At 60.6% G+C, this 21,331-nt stretch carries 19 protein-coding genes and 1 tRNA gene; 13 read left to right on the forward strand and 7 right to left on the reverse strand.

From position 1 onward, the window contains the following. Positions 1–179 precede the first annotated feature (179 nt). Positions 180–1,133 carry a helix-turn-helix transcriptional regulator gene (locus AXK11_RS01930; protein ID WP_197456758.1) on the reverse strand — a complete coding sequence of 318 codons (954 nt, stop codon included), beginning with the start codon at positions 1,131–1,133 and terminating at the stop codon, positions 180–182. Positions 1,134–1,292: 159 nt separating this feature from the next. On the opposite strand from AXK11_RS01930, the gene AXK11_RS01935 reads away from it, so the two are divergent. The 7 genes from AXK11_RS01935 (at position 1,293) to AXK11_RS09200 (ending at position 9,679) form a co-directional block, all read left to right on the forward strand. Next, the gene (locus AXK11_RS01935) at positions 1,293–3,335 is read left to right on the forward strand and encodes a TonB-dependent receptor (RefSeq protein WP_197456759.1); all 2,043 of its coding nucleotides are present in this window, start codon (positions 1,293–1,295) and stop codon (positions 3,333–3,335) included. Between the two features lie 3 nt (positions 3,336–3,338). After that, positions 3,339–4,634 (forward strand): MFS transporter, encoded by a 1,296-nt coding sequence (locus AXK11_RS01940; RefSeq protein ID WP_197456760.1) that lies wholly within the window; start codon positions 3,339–3,341, stop codon positions 4,632–4,634. A 766-nt stretch (positions 4,635–5,400) separates the two neighbouring features. Then, positions 5,401–7,731 carry a TonB-dependent siderophore receptor gene (locus AXK11_RS01945; RefSeq protein WP_068628810.1) on the forward strand — a complete coding sequence of 777 codons (2,331 nt, stop codon included), beginning with the start codon at positions 5,401–5,403 and terminating at the stop codon, positions 7,729–7,731. A gap of 448 nt (positions 7,732–8,179) precedes the next feature. After that, positions 8,180–8,461 carry a type II toxin-antitoxin system Phd/YefM family antitoxin gene (locus AXK11_RS01950; protein WP_068628812.1) on the forward strand — a complete coding sequence of 94 codons (282 nt, stop codon included), beginning with the start codon at positions 8,180–8,182 and terminating at the stop codon, positions 8,459–8,461. Further along, on the forward strand, positions 8,458–8,883 hold the full coding sequence (locus AXK11_RS01955) for a type II toxin-antitoxin system VapC family toxin (RefSeq protein WP_068628814.1): 426 nt from the start codon (positions 8,458–8,460) through the stop codon (positions 8,881–8,883). The genes AXK11_RS01950 and AXK11_RS01955 overlap by 4 nt, the downstream gene beginning before the upstream one ends. Positions 8,884–8,932: 49 nt before the next feature. Next, positions 8,933–9,325 (forward strand): hypothetical protein, encoded by a 393-nt coding sequence (locus tag AXK11_RS09195; RefSeq protein WP_156469140.1) that lies wholly within the window; start codon positions 8,933–8,935, stop codon positions 9,323–9,325. A gap of 9 nt (positions 9,326–9,334) precedes the next feature. After that, a complete protein-coding gene (locus tag AXK11_RS09200; protein WP_082780759.1) occupies positions 9,335–9,679 on the forward strand; it encodes an abortive infection family protein in 345 nt (114 codons plus the stop codon). A 559-nt stretch (positions 9,680–10,238) separates the two neighbouring features. On the opposite strand, the gene AXK11_RS01965 is transcribed toward AXK11_RS09200, so the two are convergent. Next, a tRNA-Gly gene (locus tag AXK11_RS01965) sits at positions 10,239–10,314 on the reverse strand. 265 nt (positions 10,315–10,579) lie between these two features. Here AXK11_RS01965 and AXK11_RS01970 point away from each other — a divergent pair. Together AXK11_RS01970 and AXK11_RS01975 are read left to right on the forward strand one after the other, a co-directional pair. Further along, entirely contained in the window at positions 10,580–10,798 is a 219-nt protein-coding gene (locus tag AXK11_RS01970) for a hypothetical protein (protein ID WP_068628816.1), read from the forward strand. After that, complete coding sequence (locus AXK11_RS01975; protein WP_068628818.1) at positions 10,795–11,136, forward strand: type II toxin-antitoxin system HicB family antitoxin; 342 nt, start codon at positions 10,795–10,797, stop codon at positions 11,134–11,136. Before AXK11_RS01970 ends, AXK11_RS01975 begins: the two co-directional genes overlap by 4 nt. Before the next feature lie 104 nt (positions 11,137–11,240). On the opposite strand, the gene AXK11_RS01980 is transcribed toward AXK11_RS01975, so the two are convergent. Then, positions 11,241–12,692, reverse strand: coding sequence for a sigma-54-dependent transcriptional regulator (locus AXK11_RS01980; RefSeq protein WP_068628850.1), 1,452 nt, complete (start codon positions 12,690–12,692; stop codon positions 11,241–11,243). Positions 12,693–13,574: 882 nt separating this feature from the next. Here AXK11_RS01980 and AXK11_RS01985 point away from each other — a divergent pair. Further along, the gene (locus AXK11_RS01985; protein ID WP_068628820.1) at positions 13,575–14,879 is read left to right on the forward strand and encodes a maltoporin; all 1,305 of its coding nucleotides are present in this window, start codon (positions 13,575–13,577) and stop codon (positions 14,877–14,879) included. A 554-nt stretch (positions 14,880–15,433) separates the two neighbouring features. Here AXK11_RS01985 and AXK11_RS01990 read toward each other — a convergent pair. The 4 genes from AXK11_RS01990 to AXK11_RS02005 form a co-directional block, all read right to left on the reverse strand. Beyond that, entirely contained in the window at positions 15,434–15,769 is a 336-nt protein-coding gene (locus AXK11_RS01990) for a histidine triad nucleotide-binding protein (RefSeq protein ID WP_068628822.1), read from the reverse strand. 168 nt (positions 15,770–15,937) lie between these two features. Then, entirely contained in the window at positions 15,938–16,666 is a 729-nt protein-coding gene (locus tag AXK11_RS10150; protein WP_068628824.1) for a hypothetical protein, read from the reverse strand. Beyond that, positions 16,663–17,127 (reverse strand): transcriptional regulator NrdR, encoded by a 465-nt coding sequence (nrdR, locus tag AXK11_RS02000; RefSeq protein ID WP_068628826.1) that lies wholly within the window; start codon positions 17,125–17,127, stop codon positions 16,663–16,665. The genes AXK11_RS10150 and nrdR overlap by 4 nt, the downstream gene beginning before the upstream one ends. Before the next feature lie 81 nt (positions 17,128–17,208). Then, positions 17,209–17,781 (reverse strand): anthranilate synthase component II, encoded by a 573-nt coding sequence (locus AXK11_RS02005; RefSeq protein ID WP_068628828.1) that lies wholly within the window; start codon positions 17,779–17,781, stop codon positions 17,209–17,211. Positions 17,782–17,931: 150 nt separating this feature from the next. Here AXK11_RS02005 and tgt point away from each other — a divergent pair, with 150 nt between their 5' ends. The 3 genes from tgt (at position 17,932) to AXK11_RS02015 (ending at position 21,207) form a co-directional block, all read left to right on the forward strand. Further along, entirely contained in the window at positions 17,932–19,077 is a 1,146-nt protein-coding gene (tgt, locus tag AXK11_RS02010; protein WP_068628830.1) for a tRNA guanosine(34) transglycosylase Tgt, read from the forward strand. A gap of 211 nt (positions 19,078–19,288) precedes the next feature. Next, positions 19,289–20,107 carry a DUF6804 family protein gene (locus AXK11_RS09205; protein ID WP_082780761.1) on the forward strand — a complete coding sequence of 273 codons (819 nt, stop codon included), beginning with the start codon at positions 19,289–19,291 and terminating at the stop codon, positions 20,105–20,107. 362 nt (positions 20,108–20,469) lie between these two features. After that, entirely contained in the window at positions 20,470–21,207 is a 738-nt protein-coding gene (locus AXK11_RS02015) for a 3-keto-disaccharide hydrolase (RefSeq protein WP_068628832.1), read from the forward strand. The last annotated feature ends 124 nt before the right edge of the window (positions 21,208–21,331 follow it).

A 21,331-nucleotide genomic window follows, 5' to 3' on the forward strand; every position in this document is an offset into this window, starting at 1 on the left:
GCAGCTCATCGCCTTTTCGATTACCTCTGCACTGGCGGGCGCATTGATGGCTGCTGGTGGGGAGTCTGTGCTGGATCAAGCGCGCTATGTCGCACTGGGCATCGCGCTGCTAACCCTGCTGGGTGTCTTCGAGGCGGGTGTTGCGACCCGGAAGTGACGGAGAGTGGCCTTGGCGCGTTTTAGCGGCGACCAAGGCCACCGGCCGCCTTCGGGGTGCACCCATAATAGCGCGCAAAAGCGGTACTGAAGCTGGCCGGGTGTTGATAGCCTACCCGGTAGGCCACCACAGCCGCATTTAATCCAGTTTCCAACAGCTCGCGTGCCTTTCCCATACGGATGTCGGTCAGCATCCGGTGTACGCTGGTGCCGAATAGCTGGCGGAAACCCTGCTTGAGCTTAAACTCGTTGGTACCGACCGCGGCGCACAGGTAAGCCACAGTTAACGCACGATCAAAGTGCCCCATCAAGATGTCGCGCACCCGGAGGATTTTATCCTGATCTTGGGCATTCAGCGAGGGCGCGCCGCCCGCGTTCGAGGGGGCCGGCGGCTGCAAATAACGGGTGTGCTCGGACAGCAGGTTCAAGGCGGCGATCTGTAAATCCAGCATGCTGCTGGCCTGCCGTTCCCATCGATCATGCGAGCGAATGAGTGACTCGGCCAAGCGGCGAACAGCCAGTGTGTGTTTGCCGAAGGATAAATGCTTGGCCCGGTAGTCGTGAGCCACACCGCGGATGAGGCTTCCCAGGCCGTATTTGTGCAGTAACGGTGCTTCCGCAATCAGGCGCAATTGGCGAATCGGTTGCTGCGCCGGGAAACGCCTCTCGCCGCGCACGCTGGCGAATGCCGCCAAAGTGCTGTGACCGGCGACGAAGTCGAAGCGCTGCCCATCCGTGCCAAACGTCGCCGACTGGCCCTCCAAAGCCACGGTAAGGCTCAGGGCGGCGCCTTCCCGCTCCAGGTGGCTGGTCTCGCGCAACTCACAGGCAGGCGCGTAGTCGATGTAGAACAGCCGCAGGCCGTCGTCCAATCGCACCGTATCGGTAAAGCAACACCCCAGTCTGGCCGGGAGCTGGGTGCGTTGCCAGGCAGACTGCCCTAGACGAGTCGGCGGGGCGATGTCGGTGCTGGTCAAGTGATAGGGCATGGCAGGTAAGCGGGGCTGCTCCGGAATAAGTAAGAAATAATCCGAAACACCAAACCTTAAATGATACACATTATCATTTAAAGCCCGTAGCCCTCTAGGGGAGGCTCCATCAACACCTGCCTGGAGAAACCCACCAACTGCCCTGCCATGCACCACCCTGATATGCACCACACCACACCCACGCGACATCGTGCCATTTTGCTGGCCCTGTCTGTACTCGCTTGCCCGAGCCTGATGCTGGGCGCCGCTGAAGACGCAGCCGGCGGCTTGGGCGATGCCACAACGCTGCCGCCCGTCATGATCACGGCCGACAAGATCGAGCGGCGTTTGGAGCGCGTCCCCGTCAGCGTAGCGGTGATCGACGGCTTCGATGTCGAGCAAGCCGGCATCACCCGGCTCGACCAACTGGTCGGCCGCATGCCCGGCCTGTCATTCCAGCCCTTTGGCCAGGCTGGCCTGCAAGCGCCAGTGATGCGCGGCGTGACGGCCCCCATCTTCTCCTACTCCACCTCGGTGCTGCTGCTGGTCGATGGGGTGCCGACCCTGACCGCGCAAGGTTTCGATAACGGCTTGCTCGATGTCGACCGCGTGGAAGTACTGCGCGGGCCACAGTCCACACTCTATGGGCGCAACGCCGAGTCCGGCGTGATCGCCGTCCACAGCAAGCCCATGGATAACGTGTCCCGTGCCAGCGTATCTGCCGACGTCGGCAGCCGCTCCAAACAGGCCCTGCGCTTTGCCGCCAGCCATCCGCTGATCGAGGACCGCCTGTATGCCAGCATCTCCGGCTCCTGGCTCAAGCAGGACGGCTTTATTCACAACATCTACAGCGGCGGCATGGAGGATGATCGCGACCACCAGGACCTCAACGTGGGCGTGCGCTGGACGCCGCAAAAAGCCACTGGCCTGGTGCTGCGCTACACTCGCCAACGCTACGACGATGGCTCCAACCCTTGGGGGGGCGTGGGCACGCCCAGAGCCAAAGTGGAGTCCGGCTCACCCAGCGATAACCATTCGCTGGGGGAGACCTTCTCGCTGACTGCCTCGCATGAATTTACCGCCGCGTTGCGCTTGCGCTCGATCAGTGCCTATAACGATTTTCGTGACAGGGCGCGGCATGATGCGGACTTCCGCCCTGCGCTTCTGGCGAGTATCGAGCGCGATAGCCACCTGCGCACTTTTTCCCAGGAGCTCCGACTCGAAGGCGAGTGGGGCAGGGCAGACTGGCTGGTCGGCATTTATGGCGACCACGGCGATAATGATCTGCGCAACCTGGCCGAGCGATTCGGCACAGCCTACGAGTACACCGCGGAGCTGGAAACAGAGGCTCTGGCTTTCTTTACCCACTGGAATATCCCGTTGACCGACACCTGGACGCTGATCGCCGGCGGGCGTGTCGAGCGCACTTCGAGCGAGCTGACTCCGCAGACAGGTGGTACGCAGCGAAAGAAGGACTGGACGCACTTCTCGCCCAAGCTCGCCCTGCAATATCAAATCACTCCTGCGCACCAATGGTACGTCAGTGGCAGCCGGGGCATCCGCGCGGGCGGCTACAACGTTTTTGTCTCAGCCCTGGACTTCCCTTCTTTCGAGCCCGAAGAAATCTGGTCATATGAGACCGGGCTCAAGGGCTGGATGCTGGATCAGCGCCTGCGCTACTCGGCCGCCGTCTATTTCATGGATATCGACGATATGCAGGTGATGCTGCAACCCGGGCCGGGCGTGAACTACATCGCCAGCGCAGCCAAGGCAGAGTCCAAGGGCTTTGAGATTGATGTGGACTACCTGCTCGGCGGCGGCTGGCAGCTAAAAACCGGCGTGGCCTTCAACGACACCACCTTCGATCGCTTTCAGGACGGAGCGGCCAACTACAAAGACAAGCGCAACCCCTTTGCCCCGAAACTAAGCGGTCACATCGGGCTGCGCTTCGACGCGCGCCAAGGCTGGTACGCCCAAGCCGGTGTGACCGGCACCAGCAAGGCCTACGTGGATCCTGCCAATGTATACCGGAGAGAGGGCTATGCCGTGGTGAACCTGGTTGCGGGCTACCAACTCGGCGACTGGGAAATCGCTGCTTATGCCAACAACGTCGCTGACGAGACCTACGACGCGAATGGCTACCAGGGGAACACCGTCACCATCTACAGCCCGCCGCGCGAGATCGGGCTGCGCATGACCTGGAGGCTGTAAGCCATGGCTCCCATGCAAGGTCAGCCTGAAGCTCGACGCTGGTGGCCGCAGCACCTGCTGCTCGGTTGGATGAATCTGGTGCTGACCGCGCCAGCCATCTACCTGTTCGTCGGCCTGTCGCTGGTGATGCGCCAGCACGGGTTTAGCGGCACGCAAATGGGCGTGCTGCAACTGGCGGGCCTGCCCGCCATGCTCAAGTTTGTGCTGGCTGCCCCCGTAGACCGCTGGCGTTTGGGGCGCAGCAGCTACCGGGTGTGGGCCCTGTTGCTCGGCTCGGGCTATGCCGCCGGATTGCTACTGCTCGCAGCACACCCCATCGGCGATACCGCCTATCCTCTGCTGTTTGTCCTCATCATGCTCGTCAGCCTGCTGGGGACCTGGGCGGACGTGCCTATCAACGCACTGGCGATCACCCTGCTGCCGGATTCCGAGCGCATTCGCGCCGGAGCGCTGCGCGCCGCGGCGACTTCGTTGGGGAGCGTTGTCGGGGGAGGCCTTATGCTGCTGCTCCACGCGCGCTGGGGCTGGGCAGCGCCGCTGCTGGTACTGGGCGCAGGTATGCTCTCCTGCGTAGCACTGGTGCCCTTCTTGGGGAGTTATCAGCAAACCGCCATCCCCGCAGCGCCGCCCAGGGTGAGCATCAAGCAGTGCTTAAGCTGGTTCTCGGTCCCCCGGCACCGCTTCTGGGCTCTGCTCCTGCTGCTGTATTACCCGATGTTGGGTGCTGTGTGGGTTTACCTCAAACCGCTGATGTTGGATGCTGGCTTCGCCCCCGGGCGGATTGCTCTCATCGTCGGCGTATTCGGCGGTGTGGTCGCTGCCATTTCCAGTATGGTCACCAGCCGGATCTCGCGCCGCATCGGGGCCGCCAAGGCGCTGCCGCTATTTGCCCTGTGCGACCTGCTGGCGCTGGGCCTGCTTTCCAGCGCAGCCCTGATGGGCTGGGGGCATAATGCGCTGATCGGTGCCGCCATGCTCGTGGCCCTGATGCTCGGTGCATCGGGCGGGCTCGTTTACGGCCTGATGATGCAGCACACCCGTGAGCATCTGTCGGCGCTAGACTACGGCATCCAGTCCAGCCTGTTCGTCATTGGCCGCACCCTGATCCCCGTGTTCGCGGGCATGGTGCTGGATTGGGGCGGCTACGGCGGAATGCTCGCCACCTTGATGGCCGGTATGACCGTAGTGTGGGTCATGGTACGGGTATCGCCGTTGACCGCTCTTTCCACCCGGTCGCAGCGGGGTAGCGATGCCGCAGCCACGAGTCCTGAATCCCAGTCGCAGACAGCCACTCGCTAACCATTCTGCTTCCTGAGCTCCTTGCGTAAAATTGTGCACTATTTGGTTCAGGTAGCACTCTGGCTCACTTTGAGCTGACGGCGAGGCAACGACTCGCCGCCCATAAAACGAGTCGAAGACTCCACTGCGCGTGGGGCGGCGGGCAGTGCCCGCTCCCATTTACTGTGCGGCTTTTTCGTCGAGCGAAATGCTCGACGAAAAAGCCGCACAGTTGAAGGAACTCCCGACCTCCGGTCGGGCTGGAGATTACCCGTAAACTTTATCGCTTCGCCCAAATGGGTTTACGCTTCATCTGCATTTGATGTCTCAACCCCTGTTGCAACGAGACAGGGGAGGGTCCGTTAAATTTGCGATTTTGGGCGGGAGGGCGGGCGCGAAGCGCACGGGAGAAATCGCAAATTCAATGGAAGTGGCGACTCTGACGAGCCGCCAACGAGCGGCTCGCAAAATAGAAGGGTCTGCGACCCCCGCCGCTCGCGCAGGGCCGCTGCGCAGTGGGGGCTGTTGATCGGCACATCGGGCAGCGGCGTAGATCCTGGGGAATATCATAAGTATATTCCATATAGTGATCTGCGTAAATTTCCTGAGCCATTTTGGGGCATTTTTCTGTCGCGGGAAATGCCGTCTGATGCTGCGTTTGCGGGTGCTGATTTTTCATCAGAATCGGCATTTCCCCAAGCTCGCCTGGGCCGACCTGCTCGGTCGCGGTGAGTTTGCCCCTAACCCCACAAACCCCAACCCCTGAGCCCTCGCGGCTCCTTACCCCATGAAATCCCCTGTTGTTTTCGCGGCGCTTGCTGCGTTCGCTGCGGTGGCGGCGCCTGCCTCCGCCCCCGCCCAAGTTTCCCCTGCGGCTACGGTGCCTGCCAGGGCGGCCCAATCGACTGAGGAGGAGGTCGTGACGCTCAACCCGTTTGAGGTCTCGTCCTCGGCACCGGCTCGCTACCAATCCGCGGCGGCTGCGGCGGGTGGGCGGATCGCGGCCGATGTGATGAGCACGCCGACGACGGTGACGGTGCTCACCCAGGAGTTTATCAGCGATGTGGGCGGTTCGCGCGTGCTCGATGTCGCGAAGTACGTCGCCGGTGTCGGCGAGGCGCGGCTGCCCAGCGCGCAAGACCGGCTGGCGATCCGCGGCTTCGAGATCACCGGCCGCCGCGTCGATGGGTTTAGCTCGGCCGATCTGGCCAACTACGACCACGGCGGGATCGAGCGGCTGGAGGTGGTCAAGGGCCCCGATGCGCTGCTGCACCCCAGCGGCGCGCCCGGCGGTACGATCAACCTGGTGACCAAGAAGCCGCAGTTTACGCCCGGCGGCTCGGTCAAGGTCCAGGTGGGCGAGTACAACACCAATCGTGCCGAGCTCGATGTGACGGGCCCCCTGAGCCAGAGCTTCGCCTATCGCGCGGTGGTCGCCGCGCAAGATAGCGACGGCTACGTGTCGCGGCACTCGCGCCGCTCGCTGCTGATCACGCCTTCGCTGACCTGGCGGCTCGCACCGCAGAGCAACCTCACGCTGCGCTACGAGTACTACGACTTCAAGGCGACCAACGACGTCGGCCTCCCCGCCGATCCGAGCGTGGGCACCGGCATGCCCGTGCGGATTTGGGAAGGGCTGCCGCGCACCTTTAACCCCACCTACGGGCGCAACTCCGAGTTCCGCAAAGCCGAGGCCAACTCGGCCACGCTGCTGTTCACCTCGACTGTCACCGATCAGCTCTCCGTGCGGCTCGCAGGCCGCCTCTCCGAGGTGAGCCAGCCCTACGGCGAGTCGCGCGTGCGCACACGCTACGAGACGCCCGTCCCCGCGGGCTGGACGAACATCAACCCGCGGACTGGCGAGTACGTGCCGGGCATGCTCTTTGATCCAAACCCGCCCTATGCGCCGATCCCTGCGCCTGCTGTCTCGCCCATCTTTGAGCTCAGCGGCACGGATGGAGTGCACCGCCACGTGCGCAACCGCGACCTGCAAAACGACTGGTCGTACATCGTCGAGGCCGACCGCGCGAAATCCACAACGCTGCTCGGCTTCGCGTATGCCTACTCGGGCATCACCAGCGACGAGCGCGCCCGCACCGTGCCCTCTATCGACACGCGCACCGAGCACTACCCAAGTGGCGACATCACCTTCAGCCCCATCAACTCGATGCGGCGCGAGGCGCAGAGCCGCTACCAGATCTACCTGACCGAGCAGCTGGAGCTCTTTGACAGCCGGCTGGTCCTCTCGGGCGGTGTTTCGCACGTCACGTTTAACGGCTACTACGGTAACAAGCTGTGGGAGGCCACCCCCACGCGCACCGCCGGCCACATGTTCCCCGGCTCCGGCAGCAAGGCCACCTACAACTACGGCGTCGTCCTGAAGCCCCTCGCGGGCATCTCGCTCTATTACGGACACACCGAAAACGCCGTCCCCGTGGGTAACTTTGCCCAGGTCAGCCTCGGCCTCGCGCCGACTTTCTCGATTGGCGAGCAAGACGAAGTCGGCATCAAAGGCAGCTTCTTCGAGGGCCGCGTGATCGCCTCGGTCGCGTACTACGAAATCGAGCAAAGCGGCTACGGCATCTACAACCCCGGTAACTTCGCCAATCCTCCGCCAGCGACGCTCCTGCCCGATATCTTCGTATCGCGCGAGGCAAAGGGCTGGGAATTTCAGGTGACCGGCTCGCTCACGCCAAACCTCTCGGTGATCGCCAGCTACACCGACGCGACCAGCCGCGACCCCAACGGCAACATGCTCGCCAGCGTGCCCGAGATGATGGCCAACGCCTACCTGCGCTACGAGCTCGGGCGCGGCCCGCTCAAAGGCCTCGCGGTCGCAGTCGGAGCCACCTACATGGGCACCAGCCCCATCGAAAACGTCTCCGGCTACACTCCGGCCTCCACGCCGGATAACCTGATCCCGATCCGCCCCTCCGGCTACCTGCCCGCGCGCACCATCACCGACGTGACCCTGAGCTACGAACGCGCCAACTGGAGCTACAGCCTCACCGTCGCCAACGCGCTGGATAAAGAATACTGGGCCGCTGCCGACTTCCGAAACCTCATTGTCCCCGGCACCCCGCGTAACATCTACGGCTCCGTTTCCTGGAAATTCTGACAGCCGCAGGCTGTTTTCCTTCGGCGTGCCGCTCGCTGGCGGCACGTCCAATGCAACAGCCAAACACGTTTACAGCCCGCTCTCTTCCCCGCTCGCGCAGTGGCTGGTACATAATCTGCCGGACAGGCAGCTCGCTACACCGCTCATCCACTGGCGCGCAGTGGCCGGGCTGAATAGCTGTTTCTCACGATAAGTCAGAATCAAGAAAACCGCGCGGTCTCCCCCAGCCGCGCGGTTTGGCAGGCGGTGCCTGCCAAGTCCTCTGCTTTGCAGGTCACTGGCACTTGCAAAAGTGACTTGCCCGATTGATGCGGGCTGCCTCGGAAATCGGGGCCATCTCGCTTGCAGTTTGGCTCATCCTGAGATCAGGTACGCGAAAATGCCATTGTGGCCGGACCCGAAACGGAACGCCCCCCCCCCCCGAATTTAATAAAGGAGAACACAGCTCATGCCCAGAACACTGACAGTCGCAGAAGCCCAAGCCCAGTTTCCCCAACTCATCGCCGACGTTTGCAATGGCGAAGAAGTCGTCATCGCCCGGGGGAGCTCACCTGTAGTGCGGGTGCTGCCCGTCGCGAAAAGGACACCGGAGGAACAGCGTATAAGGGATGAGGAGTGGGAGAAGAAGATTTCTGCCATCAGGGAACTGCGGAAAAAAATAGTAATAGGTCCTCCCATTACGATTGAAGAGATTATTTCTGCCCGTGACGAAGGGAGAAAATACCTATGAGGCCAATTGTCATTGATGCGTCAATGGCTGCTGCTTGGACTTTGGATGACGAAAAGAGTGTAGCAGGCGAACGGATACTTCATGAAGTGAGAGCTTTCTTGCGCATCACGACTACTCTGTTTTGGCACGAATACCGAAGCATACTGATTGCCAATCAAAAGCGTAGACGGGTGAGTCAGGAACGGATTCCGGCCATGCTGCGAGAGGTTCGCGCCTTGGAGATAGCAGAATACCAACTCGATGACGACGAAGTGATAATCGCTCTCGCGTTTCAGTATAATCTTTCGGCCTACGACGCGGCTTATCTGGCCCTCGCGTTAAAAGAAAACGCCATCCTGGCAACCAATGATAAGAAACTGGCCCAGGCCGCACTCACTTGCGGCCTCGAGCTGCGCACCGTACTGGACGGCATTGCATCATGATCTGCACTGAGCGTTTTTCTGTAATCATAGAGGTGAGGAAGTATCTGAAATGAAAGATGAACTAGTTGAAAAAGCAGAGAGAGTGTATGATTTGCTATCAGGTGTTGCTGTTGGGGGTGATAAGAGCGATAGTTCTGAATATATTCGCCTCAGGCAGGAGCTTATTTTCAGTAGTATGGTAAAGAGGCTATTGCCTGATCTTCTCTATGATTGTCGCGACCTTAGGCAGTTTTGGGTATTTATAAGGGATGAGTATCGAAGTTGGGATAAGCGAAGGGAATATTTGAGGAGGGAGTTTAATCCACTGTTTAAGTTTTTAGAGAGGCTTCGCTCAACTCCTTCTGACAGGGCTACCACCATGGCTTTGAGAAAGGTTGACATGTCTCACATCCAGGAAGAGTGGAAGAAGGCGATAGACAGACGTGCTTCTGATCCGGAGTGAGCTATCACTATTGCACGAACGCTAGTGGAGTCGGTATGTAAATATATTCTAGATGATGCTGGAGTTAATTATGGCACTTCGCCCAGCATTGATAGTTTATATGCGGGAACATCTAGGGTTCTAAACCTGCACCCCTCTCAGCATAATGAGGAGATTTTTAAGCAAATTCTCGGAGGTTGTTTTTCTGTAGTTAAGGGCTTGGGTGCTTTGCGCAATCACTTGGGCGATGCACATGGGAAAGGGAAAAAAGGCATCAAGCCAGCTTCACGTGATGCCGAGCTGGCAGTTAACCTATCGGGAGCAATGGCTAGTTATCTTTTTGCTACTTGGGATACTTGTAAGAAGCCCGCTTAAAGCGTGCTGTGCTCACGCGGGTGACTGCCCACGGGATTGGTGATCGTAATGATTACGTCCTGGCACTTGTGGAGGCCGACTTGGCGTTGGAACTGACTCCGGTGTTTGCCTCTGAAATCTTGCGCCGCTACGATGGCCCCGGGCCGCGTACACTTCCTGCCCGACGGTGCCACAGTTTTCTGTTGAGTTTGGCGAGCGGGATTTGCGCGAAGGGTAGCCCGCAGCACTGCCGCAGGGCCTGCGATCCAGCCCGTGCGGGCGACTTTGGCTGCGAGTCGTAGCCCGCTGTTCTGGTCGTCATTGCCAGTTGTGTTTTCCCTTGGCGGCAATTGGGGCAGCGGTGCAGCTGGGGAAGCTTTGGCGGGCCGGTCAAATGTGTGGGCCGAATGTACACTGCGCGCAAATCCTGTAGTTTTGCCTTTAACCCAAACCACGCGGCCAACGGAAATCCACGCTTTGGCCCCTCCTTCGTGCGCGCGAGACCCGCAGCGGGGGGTGTGTGGTTCTCGATTTTCCTCCCAAGGCGATTCCGCCAACTGGCTCAAGCGGAGCTCCGGAGTGGAGCGGGCGACGCGACTCGAACGCGCGACGTCCACCTTGGCAAGGTGGTGCTCTACCAACTGAGCTACGCCCGCAAAACAAGGCACTGAGACAGAGGCCGCGCGCAGGGAGCGTCAATGCCTATTTTTCCGCTAAGCCCAAATTTTCGATTTTTCCGGAAAGAGATGCTACGACGTGCGCACCTGCGCGCGCCGGTGCGTTTGAGTGGACCGCTCGCGGGAGGTTTCCCGATGAATGCGAGCGGTGTGGCTTGTTAAAAACGGGAACTTGGACTCCAATGCATCCCCGTAATGAGCAAGTGGGAAAAGGTCTACGCGCAGGTGATGGACGACGCAGGTGATGGCCGAGCGGGGCCGCTTTGATTTCCACATCCGTTTCGCAGATTTGGTTGGGCTGTTGCGTCGTAGCGGCTATTCCTCAAAGCAGGAGGGCAGCCATGTCAGTTTTCGCAAAGAGGGCCGCGTGGTAGCTAACCTGCAACCCAAGGGCAAGTGGATGGCGAAGCCTTACCAAGTGCGCCAAGTCAGAGCATTTTTAAAAACCGAGCAGCAGCTATGAAAAAGAGCGTTAACGATTATCAGTTCCAGATTTGGTACTCCGCTGAGGACGAGTGCTGGATTGCGCAGGTAGTGGGCTGGCCGTCCATCATGGCTGATGGGGCCAGCGTCGAGGAGGCGGCATATGAGATTCGCGCTTCGCTGGCCCTCGCGCTGAAAGTCTCACTGGAGCACGGGAACCCGATCCCCGAACCACAGAGTGCCGGGCAGAGTGTGGCAGCGACCTTGAGCCGCTCCGGCGGGCGGGGGATGGCTTCTGCGCGTTTGGCGGCAGACCGGCGCAATGCGCGAAAGGCGGGCAGGCCCCGCAAGGCGGCAAAGGTGCTCGCGGCGGCATAAGGGAAGTCGATACCTAGGTGACCTTTCTGGCGACGGCGGAAGGGGGGGGCGGGAGCACGTGGGCGGCACCTGTTGTGGGTGCGCGGAGCGATCCGCCGCGTGCGCTAATCGGTGACGTCGAGCTCGGGAAATTGTGCGAGCTTGCGGTGCAGGGTGCGGCGGCTGATCCCCATCAGGGCGGCGGCCTTGGTGCGGTTGCCGCGCGATTTGATGAGGGCTTCGTGGAGGAGTCGTTTTTCGTTTTCCTCGACGGAGAACGAGCGGTTTGGCGGCAGCGCAAAAGGGGCGGGCGCGCCGCCCTCTGCCTCGCCGCCCGCTCGTTCGCCGAACGTGTGCCGGCCTTCGCCCAACAGCGGGTGGTTGCTGGCCTCTGGCGAGGCCGTGCTCGTTTGGCGAAACTTGGGCTCAAGGTCGTACTCGCTGAGCTCGGAGCCGCGGTGGAGGACGACCGCATTTTCGCAAAAGTTGCGCAGCTCGCGGATGTTCCCCGGCCACGGATAATTTTGCAAAGTGCGCAGCGCGCCGGTCGTCAGCGCGAGCGGCGGGCGCGCGTTTTCGGTGGCGAAGTGCTTCAGGTAGTGGGCGAGGAGCAGCGGGATGTCGCTCGTGCGCTCGCGCAGCGGCGGCATGAGGATGCGCACGACGTTGAGCCGGAAAAAGAGGTCTTCGCGGAACTTCCCCTCGCGCACGCGTTGTTCGAGGTTGCGGTTGGTCGCAGCGACGAGTCGCACGTCGAGCTCGATCGGCTTGGTGCTGCCTACGCGCTCGATCGATTTGGTCTCCAGAAAGCGCAGGAGCTTTACTTGGGTGGAGGCAGAGATCTCCCCGATCTCGTCGAGAAACAGCGTGCCGCCGTCGGCGGACTCGAAGCGGCCGATGCGCCTTTCGTTTGCGCCGGTGAAGGCGCCGCGCTCGTGGCCGAAGAGTTCGCTCTCCAGCAAGTTGTCGGAAAGCGCCGCGCAGTGCACCGCGACGAGTGGCCCGCGCGAGCGCGGGCTGGCCTGGTGGATCGCCTGGGCGATCAGCTCCTTGCCCGTGCCCGACTCGCCCTCGACCAGCAGCGTGGCGCGTGAGGGGGCGACGAGCTTCACGCGGTCGATCACCTCGCGCAGTTTTTCGGAATTTCCGATGATGTGGCTAAAGTTAAACCTCTCATCCAGTCGCTCGTGGAGCTGCTCGACCTCGACCTCCAGAGACTTGGTGCGCAGGGCGCGTTGGAGCAGGACTTCGAGGCGTTCGATATTGACCGGCTTGGTCAAAAAATCGACCGCGCCGCGCTTCATCGCCTCGACTGCCGTCTCGATATTCCCGTAGGCGGTCATCATGAGGACGGCTGGCCGCTGCGGCAGCGAGAGCGCCTTATCGATGACCTTGAGCCCCGACTTCCCGGGCATCCGCAAGTCGGTCAGCACCGCGTCAAAAGGCTGCGCATCCATGAGGTTGAACGCCTCGGTCGCATTGGCGGCTACCGAGACATCGTAGTTTTCCTCCAGCGCTTGTTGGAGCCCCTCACGGGTGTGCTTTTCGTCGTCAACGATCAGGACGCTGGGCAACATGGCCGCCATCAACAGCAGCGGCGCGGGGCGGGTCAAGCGCGGCGGCCCTTTTGTGCGCCGTGCGGTGGGGATGCGCCTCCATTTGCGCGCGCGATCCGATCAGCGCCCACGAAAAAGGCCCCCCACAGAGTGGGGGGCCTTTCCCATAGAACATGATAAACTAACCAGACTAATGAGGGCCGCCTACCCCTAGGCGGCCCTCCCCTAACACCAAGCAAACCAAACTTACGCCGAGGAAGACGCAACCCCGCGTGGCCGCGTTCAAAAAATCCCCGATAATTTTCTGGGCGGATTTTTGGAGAGCGGCTGGCCCGCTCGACTCACGACTGGCGGCTGGCCGATCAAGTTGCGGGCGGGCACGCACACACCTTGGCGCTGCGCAAACGCCCTTGGGCTGCGCCGAGCTCATGCGGGGGCGTGCACCCCTGGTTCCCGACGCTGCCTGAGCTGTGCCAAACAAGCCACCCGGCCGCCGAGCGGTGCCTGGGGCCCCGAGTTCCGCTCCATACTCATCATCACGATAGATATCGTGTCATAACGTGTCATAAATAGTCATAAAAATATAAGTATAATCATGTGGGGTAGGGGGTGTATACTACGCAGGGGCTGCCCTGTAGTAAGGCGGTAGGTGTGAATGCCTGATGATGCCCATAAAGTACGTATATAAAATATACGTATCGGAACAAAGTGATCCGGGGCGTATCTCAACGGCTCATTACACAACTTGTTGGGAGACTTGAGGCGAATCACTGAGTGGGGGCATCGCTCAGGCCGGTATATACTTAATTTTCTCGGTGCCCCGTAACCAAAGCAAAAAACCAAACAATGACGTATAGTATTAGAAAGAAAATAACGGCCCCTGCACTCGGAGCACTATGCCTTATGGGATTGTACCCACAGGCGTATGCCTCGGCAGTGGGTGAATCGGTGCCCGCAGCACCGCAGCCGGACAAAAAGGAAGCACTGCCGGAGCCCGCGCAAGTGGAGCACTGGGACACCGAGTTTAAAACCTACTTCCGGGGCGGGATGGCCGAAGGGATGTCTCCGAATCGCCAACTCAAACTCCCCGGGGCAAAATCCAAGTACCGGCTCGGTAACGAGTTCGACCAGTACGGGGAGCTTTTGCTGCGGCAAGACCTCGCTCACCTGTCTGATGGGTCGATCGTCAGCATGGGGACAGGGGCCAAGGTGGACTACCCTTATGACACGACTCATTATGACCGGAAAAATGATGAGAACCCACAGTTGGCAGAGGCTTATCTATTGTGGCGTAATATCCCCTGGCTGGGTGGCGGCACACTGACAGCGGGGCAACGTCTCTATCTAAAAGATAGTACCATCCACATTAACAACTTCACGTACGAGGACTTCTCCGGAATAGGGGTGGGCGTCGAAGATGTAAAGATCGGACCGGTAAAAGCCACGTGGATCTTGTCTCGCAAGGACGATCCCGATCAGGAGGACTACATCACCCGTAACAATCTGTTGATCGAGGGATTCGAGGTGAATCCGGATGGGTTTCTGGAGTTTGGCTTTACTCAGATAAGTAAAGACAAGGACGTGCCGGGGAGTAACTCGGGCTGGTCGAGCATGCTGCGTCACCGTCAGATATTCCCTGACGATGCGCAAAATCTCTTCGTTATACAATACGGCGAAGGGCCCGGGACGAACCTCGGCCTGACCGGAAACCCTCTGCTCAACCGTGACAACAAGAGCTGGCGATTGCTGGACAGCTACGAGTGGCAAAATGGCCGCTTCGGCGGACAGGTGCTCGGGCTGTGGCAGCGCGACCGCTTCAGCGAGGGCAATGGGCAGGACTGGTGGTCGATCGGTGGACGCGCCACCTACGGGATCACCGACTACCTGAAGCTCGCGCTGGAAGTGGGGCATGACCAGGTGAAGCCGACGGACGGAGACTCGCGGAGCATGACCAAGCTCACGATTGCGCCGATCCTCTCGCCTGCGGGCAGCGGTTTCTGGCAACGTCCTGAAATCCGCCTGTTCTACACCTACGGGTTCTGGAACGAGGCGGCGCAGCAGGCTGCCGGCCGCTTGAACCCGGGGGCTGCGCTCTCCGACACCGGTGCCTTTGGCACAAGCCGTCACGGAGGTACCTTCGGCATTCAGGTCGAGTACTGGAACGACTACACTCCGGTGAAAACCGCCCTCAAAAACATGGGCTGGTAAGGCGGAGCTCTCAGGATGGGTTGCCCGAGGCCGAGAGGCCGCGGGCACTCGTCCCGCTGGTGGGGTGGGAGGCATTCCTTTTCTAGCGTTCTATTCATGAGCCGTTCGCTAGAGACGAAACAGGCGGGTCGCCGTAATGGGCGGCCCGCCAATTTGTTTATGGGGGGCAAACTGAGGCAGGCTTCCACTGCGCGTGGGGCGGCAGGCAGTGCCTGCACCCATTTACTGTGCGGTTCGTGTTTCGGGCGGAACGCCCGAAACACGAACCGCACAGTGAGGAGCTCCCCGACCTTCGGTCGGACCGGAGATTTAACCCGTCAACTTTTTCGCCGCGCCCAAATGGGTTTCCGCGTCATCCGCGATTCAGGCTCCTTCCCGGTCGCAACGAGACTGGGGGAGTCCCGTCAAATTTGCGATTTTGCTTGGGCGCAAAGCGCACGGGCAAAATCGCAAATTGAATGGCACGTGGCGCTCCGCCACCGCCGCCCGCGTAGGGCTGACGAGCCGCCAACGAGCGGCTCGCAAAGTAGACGGGTCTGCGCCCCCGCCCCGATTCAGCCTGGGGGCCAGGCAAGTGCGCGACCGCCGAGCAGGTGCACGTGCAGGTGCGGGACAGCTTCGCCGCCGTGTGGGCCGTTGTTGATGACGATGCGAAAGCCTTCCGCGAGGCCGAGCTTGCGGGCGAGCGCGCCTGCGGTGAGGAGCAGGTGGCCGAGGAGCTCGGCATCGGCGGGCTGTGCCTCGCCCACGCGGGGAATCACGCGCTTGGGGATTACGAGTACGTGAACGGGGGCCTGCGGATCGATGTCGTGGATCGCGATGCAGTGCGCGTCTTCGTGGGCGATTTTGGCCGGGATTTCCCGCGCGATAATTTTTTCAAATAGGGTCATGGGAGGCACTGCCCCTTTTTTTGCGGCGCACTCGCGGCCGTTCGACCGTTTTATCGGGCGAGGCCCTCGTTGGAGCCTCGTCAGTGCGGCGCGAGCGTAAGGTCAGGGCAGGCTCTCTTGTGTGATGGATAGGCCCAGGTGTGCGAGCGGTTTTTAGATGAAGAAGTACTACAAGAAGAGGAGCTGGAGGCGACTGTCGGGCGCGCTGTGCGAGGCGGCGAGCTGGCGGATGAAGTCTACGAGCTCGCGATACTCTCCGATGCGGCGCGCGGTGGCGCGTTTGGGTGCGGGGATGAGTGCCGGGCGCAGGTGAGTGATCAGGAGCGTGCTTTCGCGGTAGGCGGAGAGGTGCCGGAGGCCGGTCAGGATTTCATCGCGCGCGAAAAGTGGCGTCACCGAGGCGAGGCTTTGCGCGGCGTCCCAGTGATAGAAGCCGCGCTCGGGGAAGTGGCGGGCAAAGGCGGTTTTCAGCAGCCGCGCCGCCTCCTCGTAAAAGAGGGCATCTTCGATGCCTTTATCTTGGCGCGGTCGGTCGACCGGCTCTTGGCCGAAAGCGTGCGCGGGCTCGCCCCCTGGTGTGTGCTGCGCCTCTTGCTTGCTCGCTGGCGACAGGGCCGCTGTTGCGCCGTCGGTACAAGTCGGAGGGGGCTCTTGCGCTTGGCGCGTTACGCTGATTCCGGCCTCTCCCCCAGCGTGCGCGCCATTGGCGAGTGTCGCCGTTTTTTCGGCGAGCTCTTCGAGGCTAAAGGCGATTGCCTCTTTTATCTGCGCCGCGAGGTACAGGTCGTGGCCGGTGATGTGCGAGAAGAGCGTGTTGATGAAATGCAGCCGCCGCAGCTCGCGTGCGCTGAGTGTTCTGGCTGCTGCCCCACGGGGGGCGCGGGGCGCTGTGCTCATGGTTCGTCGCCGATCTTGGGCAGGCTGCTGATCTCCTGCATGAATTCCGAGACGTCGCGAAACTCCTTGTACACGCTGGCGAAGCGCACGTAGGCGACCTGGTCGATGGCGCGGAGCCGCTGCATGACGCCCTGGCCGATGGCGCGCGAGGGCAGCTCGTTGTCGTACTGGGCTTCGAGCATGTCTACGACGTCTTCGACGAGCATGCCCATCTGCTCGATATCGACGGGGCGCTTGTGGCAGGCGGCGCGGATCGCGGAGATGAGTTTCTCGCGGGAAAACTCCTCGCGGCGGCCATCGCGCTTGATGACCACGAGGCCATCGCGCACGAGCACTTCGGTGGTGCTAAAGCGGTGTCCGCATTCCAGGCACTCGCGGCGGCGGCGGATGGTATTGCCCTCGCGGCTGATGCGCGAGTCGATGACCTTGTCCTCGATGGAGGCGCACTTGGGGCAGCGCATGGTTTTTGGGTGATGTGGCGGAAAGGGGGGCAGAGAAGTCGGAGGCGGCGAGCATCAGGGGGGCGCGCGCCCGGGCGGCGTTCACGCGTGGCCGAGCGACAAAAAGTTTTTCAGCAGGTCGAGGCCGTGCTCGGAGGCGATTGACTCGGGGTGAAACTGCACGCCCCAGATCGGCAGCGACTTGTGGCGCAGGCCCATGAGCTCGCCCTCGGCAGTGTGGGCGGTTGCTTCGAGGCAGTCCGGCAGGGTGGCACTCTCGACGACGAGCGAGTGGTAGCGCGTGGCGGCAAAGCCCTGCGGCAGTCCGGCGAACAGGTCGCGCCCGTCGTGCTGGATGGGCGAAGTCTTGCCGTGCATGAGGCGGCCCGCGCGCACGACGCGCCCGCCGAAGTGCTGGCCTATCGCCTGCATGCCGAGGCACACGCCGAGCAGCGGTTTTTTTCCGGCGAAGGCCGCGATCATTTCGAGCGAGACGCCGGCCTCGCTCGGCGAGCAGGGGCCGGGCGAGATGAGGACGTGGTCGGGGTTGAGCGCGAGCGCTTCGGCGGGGCTGATCTCGTTGTTGCGAAACACGCGCGGCGCCTCGCCCAGTTGCCCGAAATATTGGACGAGGTTGAAGGTGAACGAGTCGAAGTTGTCGATGACGAGTAGCACGGCGTATGTGAGGGAAGGGAAGGGGGCGCCATGTATCGCGGCTTGGCGCGCACGGTCAAGTGGGCTCTTGGGTCATAGCCGCGTGCGACTGTGTCGGCGCGCCTTTTATCTGGCCTGCGCGTCGCTGTCCAAATCGAGTGGTGGCCTACGATGTCAGCCACTGCCTCTCATTTTCACTTGATCAAAACAGACTCCGGAACCGCCGCGCGTCGGGGCCGCTTGCAGACAGCGCACGGGACGATTGAGACGCCGATTTTCATGCCGGTGGGCACTCAGGCGACGGTGAAGGCGCTGACGCCCGCGCAACTGCGCGAGATCGGCGCGCAGATCATCCTCGGCAACACGTACCACCTCAACCTGCGCCCGACCTCGGAGCTCATCGCCGAGCTCGGCGGGCTGCACCGCTTCATGCGCTGGGACGGGCCGATCCTCACCGATAGCGGCGGCTTTCAGGTCTTCTCTTTGGCGAAGCTGCGCAAGCTGCGCGACGATGGCGTCGAGTTCCATTCGCACCTCGACGGGCGGCGCCTCTTTCTGGGGCCGCGCGAGGTCGTGGCGATCCAGAGCAACCTCGGCAGCGACATCGCAATGGTGCTCGACGAGTGCCCGCCCTGGCCCTGCGAGCGCGCCGCGTGCGAGGCCGCCGTGGCGCGCAGCGCGCGCTGGGCCGCGCAGTGCCTGGCCGCCGCGCGCGAGACGGGATTTTTTGAGCGCGGGCAGCTCCTCTTCGCCATCGTGCAAGGCTCGACCTACGACGACCTGCGGCGCGGTGCGGCCGAGTCACTCGCCGCGCTCGATTTTTCCGGCTACGCGGTCGGCGGTGTGAGCGTGGGCGAGCCCGAGCCCGAGATGCTCAAACAAGTCGGCGCCACGACGCCGTTTTTACCCGCGCACAAGCCGCGCTACACGATGGGGCTGGGGACTCCCCCCCAAATGCTCAAGATGATCGCGCAGGGCGTGGACATGTTTGACTGCGTCTTGCCCTCGCGCGTGGCGCGCCACGGGCTGGCCTTCACCCCCGATGGGCCGCTCAACCTGCGCAACGAAAAGCACCGCCGCGACCCGCGTCCGATCAGCGAGGAGGTCGTCAACTACACGACACAGTTTTCGCGCAGCTACCTGCGCCACCTCGTGCAGGCGGGCGAGATCCTCGGCTGCACGCTGCTCACGCTGCACAACCTGCACTTCTACCTCGACCTCATGGCGCAGGCCCGCGCCCATATCGAGGCAGGCGACTACGCCTCGTGGCACCGCGCCTGGTGCGAACGGTACGAGTCAGGAGCCCAGCGAGTGTAGCCATTCACGCTCGTGCGACAAAGGGGAGCGTGCAGCGAGTCTTCTCTGTTAGGCCAGGGTGGCATCGCACGTAAATTCAGTTGCGTGTATAAATACCTTTTCACGAACATCTACTTCTACTTGATTGGCTATCAGTGACACCGCCATCTCTCTGGCGAGTGACCTTGTACCTCCCTATAATAACTGCCTTGCTTTCTCAGTACTCTAGAAAATGGATAAAATAATTCGGTTTTTGATCTTGGTTCCCATAGCCTTCCTGCTATTGGCCCTAACGCGGATGCCTTATGGTTACTATGATGTGATGCGGATAGTGGTTTCTTTAGTGACTTCTGTTTTTCTTATAAAAGAGTGTATTGCTTTTTTTAAACATAAAACATGGGAGCGTGCCGTGCTATGGAGCCTTATTTTTGTCGGGATCGTGCTGCTGTTTAACCCGCTGGCCCCATTCCGGTTTCCGCGTCAAACCTGGACGCTATTCAATATCGGTGCGGCCATCTTGTTGTTTATCTATTTCCTCTCGTATGAGTTTAAGTCAACTCCCCCTGTGGGTGATCGTACCGATCAGAACAGAGAGCTCAAGCTTATCACTAAAATAGGTGAACACAGTGACCTCTTAAGGGAGGCGTTGCTGACAGCCAAAAGCAGTGTAGTAATCGCATCGCCCTATTTATCTCAAAATGCTATGAATGTAAATACTGTTGATGAACGGATCAAGGCGGCAGTTGCAAGAGGAGTTAATGTGAAGGTGTTTTGTAATCCTGATTTTAATGACGGTTCTCAAAAGAAAGTTCAAGATTTCAATCAATGTGTGCAATATTTGGAGGGGGCTAAGGCTCAGGTTTATAAGAGAAACCATCACAGTAAGTTCATTTGTGTGGATAGTGAATGGCTTGTTATTGGCTCTTTTAACTGGCTATCAGCGGCGAATAATCCTAGAAGCATCTTTTCAAGGAAAGAAGTATCATTGCGCTACTCGGGAGGGGACGCAGCCGGAATGGTTTCTGATTTGAGGGGCAAGTATAGATGGTAGTTTTAATGGATGGTGGCCCCTAAGAGCGGTAGTTGAAAAGGCACAACCCTTAGCAAGGGAGTCTGACCGTTAATCAAAAAACATTTCAATGGGTTTTCGCTCTATTTGCGCTTTGGATGTTTACCCTGTCATCGCGCGACAGGGAGGCGAATTTTGAGAGGCGGCTTAAGAAGCCAAAGTGCGGAAGGGGAGGGGGGGCTAGGGGGCCCTGCTGGCGTTTAAGCCAGATAGCCTACAGGGCTTTTTTTGGAGGGAGTCGAGCATTGCAATGCGTAATTTCCCTCCGTTTTCTCGCAGCAGTTTTCACGAGCCTGACATGTCGGCTTGGACAATGTTTAACCGTAGGCTAAAAGCTCAACATCATGACAATTAAAGACACCCTTAGTACTGGAGCGGCGATCGCCCTCGGATCAGTAAATGCAACAGCAACAGAGCGCACGCCTGCCGATAGCGAAGTTTGGGATCCGGAGCCGGTGCACGTTGCCACGCCGCTAAACGCTGCACCGTCGGATGCGGTTGTGCTCTTTGACGGCTCGGGGCTTTCCGAGTGGGAGAGTGTGCAGGGCGGCGAATGCCCGTGGAGTGTGGCCGATGGCGTGCTCACTGTTGTTCCGGGCAGTAAGGATATCCGCACAAAGCGCAGTTTCGGCGACGCCCAACTCCACATCGAGTGGCGTACGCCGATCTACAAAGAGCCGAAGATTGGGCAGGGCCCGGGTAATAGTGGTGTCTTCTTTCAGGAGCGCTACGAGGTGCAGGTACTCGATAGCTACGAGAATCGGACTTATGCGAATGGCCAGGCAGCCGCGATTTACAAGCAGGCCATCCCGCTGGTGAATGCTTCCCGCGCACCGGGCGAGTGGCAGACCTACGATATCATCTGGACGGCTCCCCGCTTCTCGCAGGGCGGTGGGCTTCTCTCGCCCGCCCGCATTACTGTGCTGCACAATGGCATCCTCGTCCAAAACAACACCATCCTCGCAGGGAAAACCGAATACCTCGTGCCCCCGTCTTACAGTCCGCATGGCCCCGGCCCGCTCATGCTGCAAGATCACGGTGAGGAGGTCAGCTTCCGTAACATCTGGATACGCGAGCTTTAAGACCTTGGCTGGCCGAGTGGCTGCGCCATAGCTACGTGCGGCCGCTCGGCTGAGGACTGGCTGGCAGGGGACACTGGACGGTGCACCAACGAGTGCACCGCACAATAAAACGGTCGAAGACCGC

The organism is Cephaloticoccus primus, from assembly GCF_001580015.1.
In the GTDB taxonomy this organism is placed as follows: domain Bacteria; phylum Verrucomicrobiota; class Verrucomicrobiia; order Opitutales; family Opitutaceae; genus Cephaloticoccus; species Cephaloticoccus primus.

Bases quoted from the DNA above. Each gene is read 5' to 3' on its own strand.
- AXK11_RS01935 (WP_197456759.1), top strand. From the start codon at position 1,293: ATGCACCACCCTGATATGCACCACACCACACCCACGCGACATCGTGCC.
- AXK11_RS01940 (WP_197456760.1), top strand. From the start codon at position 3,339: ATGGCTCCCATGCAAGGTCAGCCTGAAGCTCGACGCTGGTGGCCGCAG.
- AXK11_RS01945 (WP_068628810.1), top strand. From the start codon at position 5,401: ATGAAATCCCCTGTTGTTTTCGCGGCGCTTGCTGCGTTCGCTGCGGTG.
- AXK11_RS01950 (WP_068628812.1), top strand. From the start codon at position 8,180: ATGCCCAGAACACTGACAGTCGCAGAAGCCCAAGCCCAGTTTCCCCAA.
- AXK11_RS01955 (WP_068628814.1), top strand. From the start codon at position 8,458: ATGAGGCCAATTGTCATTGATGCGTCAATGGCTGCTGCTTGGACTTTG.
- AXK11_RS09195 (WP_156469140.1), top strand. From the start codon at position 8,933: ATGAAAGATGAACTAGTTGAAAAAGCAGAGAGAGTGTATGATTTGCTA.
- AXK11_RS01970 (WP_068628816.1), top strand. From the start codon at position 10,580: ATGGCCGAGCGGGGCCGCTTTGATTTCCACATCCGTTTCGCAGATTTG.
- AXK11_RS01975 (WP_068628818.1), top strand. From the start codon at position 10,795: ATGAAAAAGAGCGTTAACGATTATCAGTTCCAGATTTGGTACTCCGCT.
- AXK11_RS01980 (WP_068628850.1), bottom strand. From the start codon at position 12,692: ATGTTGCCCAGCGTCCTGATCGTTGACGACGAAAAGCACACCCGTGAG.
- AXK11_RS01985 (WP_068628820.1), top strand. From the start codon at position 13,575: ATGGGATTGTACCCACAGGCGTATGCCTCGGCAGTGGGTGAATCGGTG.
- AXK11_RS01990 (WP_068628822.1), bottom strand. From the start codon at position 15,769: ATGACCCTATTTGAAAAAATTATCGCGCGGGAAATCCCGGCCAAAATC.
- AXK11_RS10150 (WP_068628824.1), bottom strand. From the start codon at position 16,666: ATGAGCACAGCGCCCCGCGCCCCCCGTGGGGCAGCAGCCAGAACACTC.
- nrdR (WP_068628826.1), bottom strand. From the start codon at position 17,127: ATGCGCTGCCCCAAGTGCGCCTCCATCGAGGACAAGGTCATCGACTCG.
- tgt (WP_068628830.1), top strand. From the start codon at position 17,932: ATGTCAGCCACTGCCTCTCATTTTCACTTGATCAAAACAGACTCCGGA.
- AXK11_RS09205 (WP_082780761.1), top strand. From the start codon at position 19,289: ATGGATAAAATAATTCGGTTTTTGATCTTGGTTCCCATAGCCTTCCTG.
- AXK11_RS02015 (WP_068628832.1), top strand. From the start codon at position 20,470: ATGACAATTAAAGACACCCTTAGTACTGGAGCGGCGATCGCCCTCGGA.